The sequence below is a fragment of the Lentibacillus sediminis genome (genome assembly GCF_002763455.1).
Lineage (GTDB): Bacteria > Bacillota > Bacilli > Bacillales > Amphibacillaceae > Lentibacillus_D > Lentibacillus_D sediminis_A.
Genome location: NZ_NIXK01000002.1, coordinates 164,121 through 176,480, shown reverse-complemented (window position 1 = coordinate 176,480; position 12,360 = coordinate 164,121). Strand labels below are relative to the sequence as shown.

General features: G+C 44.6%; 12 protein-coding genes and 1 riboswitch. All 12 genes read right to left on the bottom strand.

What is annotated here, in order from left to right; all coding sequences use genetic code 11:
• Positions 1 to 10: 10 nt before the first annotated feature.
• Entirely contained in the window at positions 11 to 1,063 is a 1,053-nt protein-coding gene (locus CEG13_RS04960) for a YpbB family protein (RefSeq protein ID WP_100010768.1), read from the bottom strand.
• A gap of 442 nt (positions 1,064 to 1,505) precedes the next feature.
• Positions 1,506 to 2,693: a hypothetical protein gene (locus tag CEG13_RS04955; protein ID WP_100010767.1), complete on the bottom strand. Its 1,188-nt coding sequence runs from the start codon at positions 2,691 to 2,693 to the stop codon at positions 1,506 to 1,508.
• On the bottom strand, positions 2,690 to 3,223 hold the full coding sequence (gene sigX / locus CEG13_RS04950) for an RNA polymerase sigma factor SigX (protein WP_100010766.1): 534 nt from the start codon (positions 3,221 to 3,223) through the stop codon (positions 2,690 to 2,692). Before sigX ends, CEG13_RS04955 begins: the two co-directional genes overlap by 4 nt.
• Before the next feature lie 98 nt (positions 3,224 to 3,321).
• The gene (locus CEG13_RS04945) at positions 3,322 to 3,843 is read right to left on the bottom strand and encodes an ECF transporter S component (protein WP_100010765.1); all 522 of its coding nucleotides are present in this window, start codon (positions 3,841 to 3,843) and stop codon (positions 3,322 to 3,324) included.
• A 5-nt stretch (positions 3,844 to 3,848) separates the two neighbouring features.
• Positions 3,849 to 4,286, bottom strand: coding sequence for a DUF4430 domain-containing protein (locus CEG13_RS04940; RefSeq protein WP_100010764.1), 438 nt, complete (start codon positions 4,284 to 4,286; stop codon positions 3,849 to 3,851).
• Positions 4,287 to 4,491: 205 nt separating this feature from the next.
• Positions 4,492 to 4,674: riboswitch (cobalamin riboswitch) on the bottom strand.
• Positions 4,675 to 4,725: 51 nt separating this feature from the next.
• Positions 4,726 to 6,489: an ATP-binding protein gene (locus tag CEG13_RS04935; RefSeq protein WP_100010763.1), complete on the bottom strand. Its 1,764-nt coding sequence runs from the start codon at positions 6,487 to 6,489 to the stop codon at positions 4,726 to 4,728.
• Complete coding sequence (locus CEG13_RS04930; RefSeq protein ID WP_100010762.1) at positions 6,489 to 7,211, bottom strand: response regulator transcription factor; 723 nt, start codon at positions 7,209 to 7,211, stop codon at positions 6,489 to 6,491. Before CEG13_RS04930 ends, CEG13_RS04935 begins: the two co-directional genes overlap by 1 nt.
• Positions 7,212 to 7,361: 150 nt before the next feature.
• Positions 7,362 to 8,552, bottom strand: a complete 1,191-nt coding sequence (gene ccsB / locus CEG13_RS04925; protein WP_100010761.1) for a c-type cytochrome biogenesis protein CcsB — start codon at positions 8,550 to 8,552, stop codon at positions 7,362 to 7,364.
• 45 nt (positions 8,553 to 8,597) lie between these two features.
• Positions 8,598 to 10,238 (bottom strand): cytochrome c biogenesis protein ResB, encoded by a 1,641-nt coding sequence (resB, locus tag CEG13_RS04920; RefSeq protein ID WP_100010760.1) that lies wholly within the window; start codon positions 10,236 to 10,238, stop codon positions 8,598 to 8,600.
• Positions 10,239 to 10,305: 67 nt separating this feature from the next.
• Entirely contained in the window at positions 10,306 to 10,881 is a 576-nt protein-coding gene (gene resA, locus CEG13_RS04915; protein WP_100010759.1) for a thiol-disulfide oxidoreductase ResA, read from the bottom strand.
• 52 nt (positions 10,882 to 10,933) lie between these two features.
• A complete protein-coding gene (locus tag CEG13_RS04910) occupies positions 10,934 to 11,677 on the bottom strand; it encodes a pseudouridine synthase (protein WP_100010758.1) in 744 nt (247 codons plus the stop codon).
• 150 nt (positions 11,678 to 11,827) lie between these two features.
• The gene (locus CEG13_RS04905; RefSeq protein WP_100010757.1) at positions 11,828 to 12,358 is read right to left on the bottom strand and encodes a spore maturation protein; all 531 of its coding nucleotides are present in this window, start codon (positions 12,356 to 12,358) and stop codon (positions 11,828 to 11,830) included.
• Between the last annotated feature and the right edge of the window lie 2 nt (positions 12,359 to 12,360).

Genomic DNA, 12,360 nt, shown 5'->3' with positions numbered 1-12,360 from the left:
TGGGCAGCCCTCACTTTTTTATGCGATTTGTTCGTGCCAATACGAGGCGAATTTGAAAATAGCTGATTTCATCATGGACAGCTTCCTTCAACTGTTTTAATTTCTGTGTCTTTTTCTGATTGATTGCATGGATGATTTCCAGATGAGTGTTCCTGTCCATAAAATGCTCAGTCGGAAAGTTCGCATCATACAGGGCTATTTCGACAACATGGTCATATATGGTATTTTCCTTCAGACGTCTTTTTGCAGCTATTTGTGAAATGGTATTTCCCTGATGAAGCAGTCGCTGAGTAATAGCGGCAGAGTTTGTGAGCATCGGTGACTGCTGCAAATCACTGCGTATGTATGTTAAAACCCGGTACTTTGTATTTTCTTCTTCCAGAAGAGTCAACATTTGATGGGTGATGGCAAGCAGATATAACGGCACATCTGCTTCCGGCAGGCTGTATTTCTCAGCCAGCTGAAACCTGCTCATCCCATAGTTTTTGTACCCTGTCAGCCGATCTACAAACATGCCGGCCTCCCTGTCGGAAAACCGCTTCAGTAAATGATACAATTCCTTGTAAAGCTGTGGCAGCAATTTGTTTTCCTGGAAACGGTTGGCCTGGTAAAACTGCCGAACCCAGTTTTCGGCATCTTGATGGTCCACAACAGGAATAAATGAAAAATGATTATTTTGGCTGTTTGTTAATGTCTGCACAAGCAGAAGCAGGCGTTTGGCGAACAAATTTCCTGCTTCATGGCAGGCCAGTCCATTAAAGTATGCCATTGGCAACTGTTGTGAATGGTGCTTGAGCCATTCTTCCCCCTGGCTGCTCACCTGATAAACAGAAGGTGCAGTTTGCCTCAGCAGGTTTTCCCGGGCTAACTGGTCCACCTTTTTGTCAAAAACCTGTTTATCTAATGACTTTGCTGTCCCGAAGAATGATTCCAATGCATACAGATGGGCATCCTGAAGCGTCTGAATGGAACGTTTGCCTGTAAGAACATGGTAGGTGGCAGCTATCGTTCTATCCTGTTTTATATGAGAGTTGCATGTGAGTATGACAGCTTCAAGAAGCAAATCGGCCACCACCTGTCTATAGAGTTGATTTACATTAAATATAGCCGTTTGATTAACTTAGCAGCGTTCACTTAGAGGAGAATAGAATGCAGTTATACACAATATCAGATAAAGAAACATGTATAGCCTGGTGCTTGCCTGAAGTTTTGAATAGGACGAAGAGGGACTGTCAGAGGAAGTCTTGAGAATACCGGTACAAAAGTAGTAGACAAAGTCTTGGCTTGTGATTTAATGAATGCGTGGGAAGCTTGTATGCTTATCCGAACAGCCATTGCCTCTAAAATTATCGGAAGCGTGAACGATATTTCGATAATTATAGTTTAAAAGGTATTGGAATAATTGTCAAAATAAAACGGGACATCTCATTGGATCTTTTAAAAGAGCCGATATCACAGGAAAAGCGCTTGGAGATAAATGTTTCCAAGCGCTTTTGTACCTTCATTCAGCCTTCATGGCGAATTGGGTTGACCGCTTCCGGCACAGGCAGCGGCTCCGTCAAATTGTACTTCCCTGTTTGTTCAAGTGGAAACTGAAGGAAGTGAACTGTTTCAAAGCCATAGCTTTTAGCAGTCATTAAAATAGACTCAATCATCGTAACAGTTTCCTGGTTATCTAGAACCCCATTGTTGCCTGTATAATGGAGCAGCAGCTGGCTTCCCTCGGTTTCTGCCGAGAAATCCACCCCTTCAGGAATCGTTCGGTAAACGTCAAATGAGGCTTCACTAAGCTTTAATGCCTCTAGTCCCTCCTGAATTGTCGTCTGCTCTTCATTTGGAACCGGCACTAGGAAAGACCGGCTTCCCTGTTCCGTAGTATGCAGTTTAAAGCTTTCCTTCTCATTTTCATAAAGAGGCATCTCCGGAATGACGCCAATTGGGCCAAGTTCCACGCCATTTCCGTTTTCCGATTCAAAAGCAACCTCACGGATATTGTGTGGAGTAAACATCTTTGTTAGCGTTTGTTCAAATAAATAAGAGGCCGTGGCTCCCTCTCCAATAGTAAAATCATCGGGGATATTCATCGTCACTCGTTCTTTCTCTTCATCAAGAGAAAATGACACATCCTCAAACATATAGTCGCTTAGGCCCCAATCTTCAGCATTTATATATGCATCGAGTTGATTATAATAGGCGGAAAGATCCTCCCCTGCTGAAACCGGGAATGCCAAAGGAATAACATACTGCTGCTGCCGGTCGGCTACAGCTCCGTACATAATGGTCTTGTTCTCATCGGACTGTTGAATCACGTAACTCTCGCCGTTTTCCTGCACCCCGGACGCTTTGCTTTCAGCTCCCGGTGCCTCCATTGTCTGACTGGAACTTTCTTCAGCTGTGTCATTCGTAGAAAATTCTGCTGCCGAATCCTCTGCAGCCTGGTTGGCAGACTGGTCTCCGCTGTTCTCAAACGGGGCGTTTCCAATGTAGACCGGTATGATAATCAGCAGAATGGCCGCGGCCATCAGTGTTCCCAGCACCGGAGCAAGTTTTCTCTGCCGTTTCGGTTGTCTTTTTTTCTGGTGGAGGTTTAAAGAGATGCGCTGATACAGATCATCTTTATTGCTGGTGTCCTTTACCTGAGGCAAACTCCTGAGCGTATCGATGATCTGTTTCTTTTCCTTATCTCTCATCATCCATCCCCTCCTTTCTTCTGCTCCTTAAGCATGCTTGTTCTTAATGTCTTTAATCCTCTGTGTTGTGTGGTCTTTACTTTACTAGTACTGAAATTGAGAATATCTGCAGTTTCCTGAATGGAGAAAGATTGAATATACCTTAGAATGAGCACACTTTTTTGATCTGGAGTACATTTATCCAGGTGCCGGTACAATTGCCCGATCTCTTCACTCTTTACTGCTATCTCCTCAGGAAGCGGTGCTTGATCGGGTATCAGCTCTCCCTTTTCCTGCCAGTCAAAAAAATCCATAATGCGTTTTCGTTTCCTGCCTGCTGATCGGAAATAATCGTATGTCACATGTCTTGCAATGGAAAATAACCATGTTTTTTCACTGCTCTCTCCCCTGAAAGATGAATAAGAATTTAATACTTTTATGTAAACATCCTGAACGAGGTCTTCAGCGAGCGCCCTGTCTTTCACCATATAAAAGATAAATTGAAATAAGTCCTGATGATACGCATCGTACAAACGGTCAAAAACAGCTTTCATACAGATCCTCCGTTCACCTTAATAGTCGTTTGCGGGCTGTGAAAAGTTTCAGCTTTGTGTCTAGTATAGAATAGTACAGAAAAGAAAAAAATACCAACTTATTTTTCGTTGGTATTTTGAATGCTGAAACGATCAGCGGCATATTTTTTCAAGAGATAGGCAACTACCGGATAAAGCAGTACCATAAATGCGGCATTTCCGATGGCATGGGAGGTATCAAACGGCAGACCAGCCAAATAATATGGCCAAAACTGCCCGGCAATCTGGTAGGTTGAAAGGGATACAATAAACCCGTAAAAATAGCCGGAAAGAACAGCAAACACCACCAGGAACCAAAACGGCAGCTTTGCCGGCCATTTGCCGAGAAAACCGCTCAGTAATCCGATAATGCTCCATGAAACTACTTGCCAAATGGTCCAGATACCCATGCCGAGAAATACATTGGACAAAAAAGTAGTCAATAATGCCAGGATGACAGCAGCCAACGGACCGAGAAACAGACCGCATATAATAATAATCGAGGTGACCGGCTGCACATTGGGCATGAATGCAAAGGCAAACCTGCCCGCAACCGCCATTGCTGCCAGGAGCGCCAGCAGTGTTAGTTTATATGTGTTCAATCAGATCATTCCCATGACTGCATATCAAAGGTAATCTGATCACCAGGCTGCACTTCATACTCTGCAGCTCCGACTGATGCCGTTTCACCATTTACAAAGTACATCCAGGCCATCTGTTCATCCTCTGACGCTACTTCACCTTCAATCGACATGATAAAGCCGCCATCTTCTTCCACCTCAAGATTTTCTTTCAGTACATCCATCAGGATAGCACCTTCTTCTATAGCTACTTCTTCCTCAGTGATCACTTCTTCTCCCTCGTTTTTGGAAATCGTAATCGTCGCTGTTTCCTGCCCTGCTTCATTGTTTGCCTGTTCTTCCTGCGGTGCCTCGGTCGTCCCGTTATCCTGGGTGTTTTCCTGGGTACCCTGACCGGCTCCGCAACCGGCAAACAAGGTGATGACGAAAAGTAATGCAGTCAAACGCACGGTCCATTTGTTCATGTTTTTAGCTCCCCTTCTTTTTTCTGTTTAGTAATAAAGGACAAGCCGGATAACACTGCCTGCCAGAAATTCGTTAAAAATCGCGCAAACAGCTTAACCAAAAAAAGCCGGCTCCATTAGGGGAACCAGCTTTTGGACAGTGGCATAAATATACAAAATTAAATCTTTATGCATCGCTGTCTCAAACGCTCATGTCCTCGAAGCATTGAAACAAATGAATTCGGCAGGTCTACTGACTGATGATTTTCCTACCTACTCTAAGCCCTTCCCATATGCGGCTGCATACAGTGGCAACGCCTATTTCGTAAATCATTCACAGTTGCGAGGACAGTTCCAGATTCTCACTGGATTCCCTATTAAGCAATGCACCGAAGTTCACGGATGTATTCAATTCTATTACCAGTCTGAGTATAGCATAATCAGCATGGAGAAAACAGTATTAACTTTTTTGCGGAATTTGGAAGCTAAATGACGTCCCCTCATTAATTCGGCTCTGCACCGTGAGTCGTCCATGATGTGCTTCTACAAAATTTTTGGCAATGGCAAGTCCAAGACCGGTTCCTTTTTTGCTCTCGTTTCTGGTTCTTGACTTATCCGCTTTGTAAAACCGTTCGAAAACAAATGGCAAATCCGCCTCGGCAATGCCTGCGCCGTTGTCTTCTACTGTAACCAGAAAAGCATCCTCCCGGCATTCCACCTGCACATGCACAAATCCGTTCTCCGCGGTATGGCGAATCGCATTGTCAATTAAATTGGTGATTACCTGCTCAATTCGGTCCGGGTCTAAGACAGCTGTGTCAACTTGTATCTCTTTCGACAGTGTTAAGCGGATATGGTTATCGGCAGCCAGTCCTTGAAATTTTTTAAAAATCCGATCCACATACTGCCTTGCATCAATGGTCTCCATGTTCAGCTGGATATGCCCTGCTTCGATCCGTGCAAGATCAAGCAGTTCATTTACAAGTCTCCCCATCCTTAGTGATTCTTCGTGGATAATTTGGGCAAGCTCATTTTTTTCCTCTCTGCTGTCGGCCACATTATCGACAATAGCCTCACTGTAGCCCTGCAGCATGGAAATGGGGGTCCGCAATTCATGGGAAACATTGGCGATGAAATCTTTCCGCAGTTTATCGGAGCGACGTTCATCGGTCATATCCCTTATCACTGCTACTGCACCGCGGACGTGTGCCTGATCGTAGAGCGGTGTCATCAGCATTACCCAGTTCCTGCCTTGCAGACTGAACTCGTGTAAAACTTCGGATTCTCCGTCGATTACACGCTGCAGAATAGTATTCAGCTCATCAGGCAGCAGCGGATTTTCTTTCGGCATTTCCAAGTTATGGTCAAAGTACCAGTCCCGGATGAATTTCTCTGCAGGAGGGTTGATGACTAGAATTACCCCTTCACGGTTTAGAGTCACCACGCCATCTGCCATGGAACTGACAATCCCTGAGAGTTGTTCTTTTTCCTGACGCAATGCCTGGATATGAAAATTAAGCTGTCTTCCCATCCGGTTAAACGCAATCGCCAGCTCTCCGATTTCATCATGGGTTAAAATCGGCACTTTCGTATTAAATTCGCCTCTGGTTAAGTCAAATGCCGCTTCCCGCATCTTAATCAACGGTGCAGTGATTCGTGTGGATAAAAAGACCGCAAAAATAGTTGTCAAGACAATTGCGATACCCGCAGTCAGAAAGATAATTCGGCTCGTCTCCGCCTTCGTCTGGTCAATGACATCCAGAGACTGATAGACAAAAACTGCCCCGTCGTTGGTAGAGACCGGAGCACCGACCAGCATAGCCTCTGTTTCACTTCCCGGGAGCACCATGCGCTGTATTACTTCTTCATTATTGGTAATAGCCTGCTGCAGGTCTTCTTCCTCTTCCAGCCAAGACTTATCAAAAGCGGACAATGATTCATTGGCACTGTCCGAAACCCAGATTTCTCCGTCATCAAAAATAATCGCAACCCGGCTGTTCAGATCAATAATACGCTCTGCAGTATCAATCACTAATGATTTATTCGGATACTGCTCGACCAAAGTGGTAATATTGGTTGCTGTCTGCATCATTGCTTTTTCCGCTTCCTGAATATGGAAATTCTCAAAGAACTCCAGCAGCAATATGGTCAGAATCGAAATGATAAAAGAAACTAGCAATAATATGGTTATTGCTAGTTTACCGACTACACTGCGCCAAAACATTATACATCATCTACCTCAAATTTATATCCTACACCCCAGACAGTAACGATCATTTTTGCCGCCTCGGGGGACACATTATTCAGCTTTTCCCTCAGTCGTTTTATATGGGTGTCCACGGTGCGCAGATCACCGAAAAATTCATACTGCCACACTTCCTTCAGCAATTCTTCCCGGCTGAATACTTTATCCGGAGATTTTGCCAGAAACATGAGTAATTCATATTCTTTTGGAGTAAGACTTACTTCCTTTTCATCAGCGGTAACCCGGTGGGCATCATGATCGATGGCCAAATGCGGAAACACCAGAATATTTTTTGCAGTCTGGGCTGCTCCCTTCTGACTGGACTGGGAGACCCTGCGAAGAACTGCTTTGACACGAAGCACCACTTCCCGAGGGCTGAAGGGCTTAACGATATAATCATCAGCACCTGATTCAAACCCTTGCACCCTATTCGCTTCCTCCCCTTTGGCAGTAAGCATGATAATCGGTGTCGTTTTTTCTTTTCTTAGTTCGTGACTTACTTCAATTCCGTCCATTTCCGGCATCATGATGTCCAGGAGAATAACATCATAATCCTGATTCAATGATTTTTGCAGCGCTTCTGTGCCATTCTCAGCTTCTTCAATTACATAATCTTCTCTTTCCAGATACATGCGAAGCAAACGGCGGATTCGTTCTTCGTCATCCACAATCAGTATGGTTCCATTTGTTTCTTGTTCCATCATACCTTCCCCTTTATTCGGCGTTATTTAAAGTATAAACGAATGCCAAGAAAATGTATAAGAATACAGCATTCGATGGTTTGCATGCGAAGCGAATATCTTCATGTGTATAAAACAAGACACCTTAATTTGGTGTCTTGTTTTTTCCTGTTAAGCATAGGAATGCAGTCCGGCCAGCACAAGGTTGACAACAATCAAATTAAACATGATAATCCCAAACCCGATTACTGCCAGCCAGGCGGATTTTTCGCCATGCCAGCCTCTGGAAAGCCTTAGGTGGAGATATGCGGCATAGAAAAACCAGGTTATTAATGCCCAAACTTCTTTCGGATCCCATCCCCAGAAGCGATCCCAGGCGATCTGTGCCCAAATGGCAGCGAAAATCAATCCGCCAAGAGTAAACACCGGAAAACCAATCGCAACGGAACGGTAGTTTATTTCATCTACCAGCTTGGGATTGACGTTTTTTAAGAGTGGCTGAATCGCAGCCCCAATCCGCTTTCTTAAAACGAGCCGCACCAGTCCATAAATGACAGAACCAGCAAGCACAGACCAGATAACCGTGTTGAATTTCCTCCCGGCGTCTGCTCCCTGCATCCAAGCAGGCGCTTCAAACCACGGCTGCATGACTCCCTCTGTAAGCAAGGTGCCTTCATTTGGTGCGGCAATGGCAGGCAAGTTATATTCCGTTGTTGTTGTTGTTGCATTCTGTTCTGTGTATTCAAAGGTTGCCTGATAATCCATGAAATTGAACACGGATGTGATTACAATAAAGCCAATAAATAAGAAAATGGTATAGATAACCGTCTCCAGCCAGGCAGTTCTTTTTGACCCGGTCGTCTGATCAATTTCACTGATCAAATAAATCAGTCCGGCGACAAAACTGATAGCCAATATCCCCTGCCCCAGGGAAACAGTAGTGACATGGATATAAAGCCAATGACTTTGCAGGGACGGCACAAGTGGTGAAATTTCAGTCGGAAACATACTTGCATATGCAATGATCACCATCGCGATTGGCAAAGCAAATAGTCCCAATACGCCTAACCCATAAATAAAGTAAATGATAATAAAAGCAAGGACCATACACATACCCAGGAATGTCATAAACTCAAATAAATTACTCACCGGGGCATGACCGCTTGCGATCCATCTTGTAATAAAATAGCCTATCTGGGCAACAAACCCAATGATTGTCAGCCCAATTGCTATTTTCCCTGATCTGCCCTTTTTATCGTCCGTTCGTTTGTCGCGAATCGTTGCACCGAAGAAAAAGGTGGCGATCAGGTATAAAATAAATGCAGTATAAAGCAAGCTTCCGCTGATACTGACTAAACTCATGAAAACCCTCCTCGGCTGCGCAGCAAATGCCTTGCAGCCTATCCTCTATTCATCTTTTTCCTGCTGGTCTTTTACCATATTAATCGAAGTGCCGTCAATAGCTTGTTCGATGTCCTTTTCCACGCCATACCAGTTTTTGTTAGTATGAGCGCCCAGTAACACTCCGTTTCCTTTCGGGTGAATCCAGATTCTCCGGTGGTGCCAATACATTCCCTGGATGACTCCGATCATAAAAATAGCAGCCCCCGCGCCAAAGAATGGGAGTGTATGATCAACCCGAACCGTCAGCCCGCTGGCATCTCGCATCTCGAAATCGGTGATTCCCACGTTATATTCGTTTTCTCCGGTGGGTTCAATGTTTTTCCCAATTCCCAGAAAGCTTACCTCTGCAGTATCGCTGCCAGGAGGGTAAACAAACAGCACAAATGCCGGATTTCTTGGATAATCCGTTCTCGATGCCGGAATACCATTATCATCTAAATAATAATCCGGATAATATTCACCAAGTTCCACGCGGAAACCGTTATCCAGTTCATAGACACCATCAGGTGAAGTTAAATCAATCGTAAAGTTAGCAAGTGCCTCTTCCTCGGGGTCATCGGTTTCATGGACTTTAAAACTCATACTGGTAAACTCGTTTTGCTGATATCCTGACTGGTATAAAGTGTAATCTTCAAATTTCAAGGGCTCATTTAATCGGATCTGATCCTCCGTGATTGGGGTCAGTTCCGCCTCAGCACCGGCAACCGCATTGGCCGAATCCCGATAAATCGTTACATTGGTCTGAAAATTTCTTGGAATTGTTCCTTCTTGAGCAATCGCTTCACTGAACCGTTCATCGTCCTCATCATAGGTCTCCAGAATAAAGTCATGATTTTCGATATAGTACTCCCTGTCCGTTCCAGGAAGCACTACAGTCTCGCCTTCTCTGACCCAGACATATTCATCCATATACAAAACATCCGAAAAACGCAGGATTGCAGCAAGCAGAATAATGATCAGTCCAATGTGGTTGACATAAGGTCCCCAGCGGGAAAAACGGTTTTTCTCTGCCAGAATATGACCATTTTCTTCACGGAGGCGGTAGCGTTTCTTACGCAGATGTCCTTTGATTTTTTCGAGATCTGCTTCGGAAACATGTTCCGTTTCACTGAATAAGCGCTGTCTGCTGATGAATGATTCGTGACGTTTTGCTTTTTGCATTTTCAATGCTTTGTACAGCGGCACGACCCTGTCGATGCTGGCGATCACGAGTGAAACACCGATCAATGCAATCAGCAGAATGTACCACCAGGAACTGTATAGATTGTGCAAGCCCAGCTGAAAATAAATCAGCCCGATAATCCCGTAGCGGTCTTCATAGAATACTGCCGGGTCCCGGTTGGGGGCATCGGCAGGTATGTACATTTCCTGCGGGAAGATGGAACCGATGGCAGAAGCGATGATCGTTAATACGATTAACCAGACACCGACTTTAACCGAAGAAAAGAAGTTCCATACTTTGTCTATGATTGATTTATTATATGTTTGCGAGCGCCGGGCACTGCCGTCATAACGCATATTGAGCAGTTGTTTTTTTCCGCTGGCATCTGTCTGCTGACTCTCTTCCAGCGGTTTCCCGCAGGCTTCACAAAGGGTTGCTCCTTCCGGATTCAGATGTCCGCATTCACATTTTTTTCCTTTCATTGCCATCCCTCACATTATTAACCGCTTTCTCTTCTCTTAAAAGTAAATCCGTGAATCTCCAGTACGCTTAGGCTTCCGGCAGGATATTCTGCAAATGACCTTCCAAACTTTCCAGTGTTAATGCACCTTCAACATATTCCACGATTTCTCCTTCGGGGTTAATAAAGAACGTGCTTGGAAGCGGTCCAACTTTATACAGGTCGCGAACTTCCTCTGTTGTATCATGGGGAACAGGAAACGTCAGGTTATGTCTGTCAACAAACCGGTCGACGACAAGCTCTGTTGAATCCAGGCTGACTGCGACGATTTCAATTCCCTTGTCTTTATACTTTCCGTACAGCTCCTGCATATATGGCATTTCCCGTTCACAAGGTTTGCACCACGTGCCCCAGAAATTAAGCATAACCCCTTTTCCTTCCAGATCGCTCAGCTGAACCGATTCCCGTTCATTGCTTTCGTTAATCTGCTGCAGTTTGAAATCAGGGGCCTGATCCCCGGCACGATAAATTGTATTATCAGCCTGTATATTGGAAACAAGGGTAAATACTACCGCACCCAAAAGCGCGCCAATAATGGAAACCCGGAAAACGAAGCGGCCTCTCTTTTTTCTTTTCTTTTTTTGTTTAACTTCTTCCAATCCCACTCTTAACAACTCCCCACTGTAGTATAGCATTTATATACAATGAAAAATTTGACTAATTTTTAACATTATCCATGGCCATGTTGCGCATTTGTTTTACCTCTTTTGGTGTGAGCGGGCGGTATGTACCTGCCCGGAGCCCATCAAGGGTCAGCATACCGTACTTTTCCCGTTTTAATTTCATTACTGGGTAGCCAAGTTCCTCCATCATTCTTCGCACATGCCTGTTTTTGCCTTCTCTTAGTGTGAGTTCAAGGATCATCGTGTCTTTCTTCCTGTCTGCGGATAAAACCTGATACCCCACAGCCTTAAGCAAATCGTTATCCGAACGGACCCCTTTTTTCAGTTTGCTTAATTCCGCTTTGCCCGGAATGCCTTTAATTTTGGCGACATATTGCTTGTCCACCTCGTATTTTGGATGCATTAAAAGATTGGCAAATTCGCCGTCATTGGTTAACAGCAGCAAACCGGATGTATCATAATCCAGTCTGCCGATCGGGAAGATGCGCTCGTTCACTTCCCCTAAAAGATCAGTGACAGTTTTTCGTCCTTTATCATCGTTTAAACTGGAAATGACTCCACGCGGTTTATTTAACATATAATAAACTGAGACTTCTTTTTCCAGCTGCACACCATCCACTTCAATTTTATCACTTGTACTTACTTTGGTTCCCAATTCGGTAACGCGCTTGTTATTTACTTTTACTTTTCCTGCAGCAATGAGTTGTTCGGCTTTTCTGCGTGACGTGACGCCACTCTGGGCGATGACTTTTTGCAGCCGTTCTGGTTTCTCCATCATTATATCACCAAATCCTTTTCTTTTTCGGCAAAGAGGAATAATCCCCCTGATCAAAGACAAGGAAGGCTTGCAGCAAGAACTTCCTGTGCCGGGATTTCTTATTACAACATAATAATAGCGCCAACCCATGGTTAACGCTACTTAAACGATTTATCCAAATACTAAGCTGACAATAAGAATTGATGCAAGTATACCAATTAGATCAGCAATTAGTCCAACTTTTAGGGCGTAGCGCATGCGGTGAATACCTACAGCCCCAAAGTAAACCGTTAAAACATACAAGGTCGTATCCGTGCTTCCCTGCATCGTGGAAGCTAACCTGCCAATGAAGGAATCCGGTCCGTGTGTGCTGATAAGTTCCGTGGTCATTCCCAAAGCGGCTGTCCCGGAAATCGGCCGCACAAGAGCAAGCGGCACGATATCCGGAGGAATGCCGACCATGACAAGGAGCGGAGTAATCAGCCCGACAAATGCTTCCAGTGCCCCCGAACTTCGCAAAATTGCAATAGACACAATCATGCCTACTAAAAAAGGGAGCAAAGAAAAGGCCATTTTGACGCCTTCTTTTCCTCCTTCTACAAATGCTTCATATGCCGGTACCTTTTTCCATGTGGCAGTGAGCAGCACCAAAAAAATAAACAGTGGTATTAACCAGGTGCTGATTACTGTGATGATGCCCATAA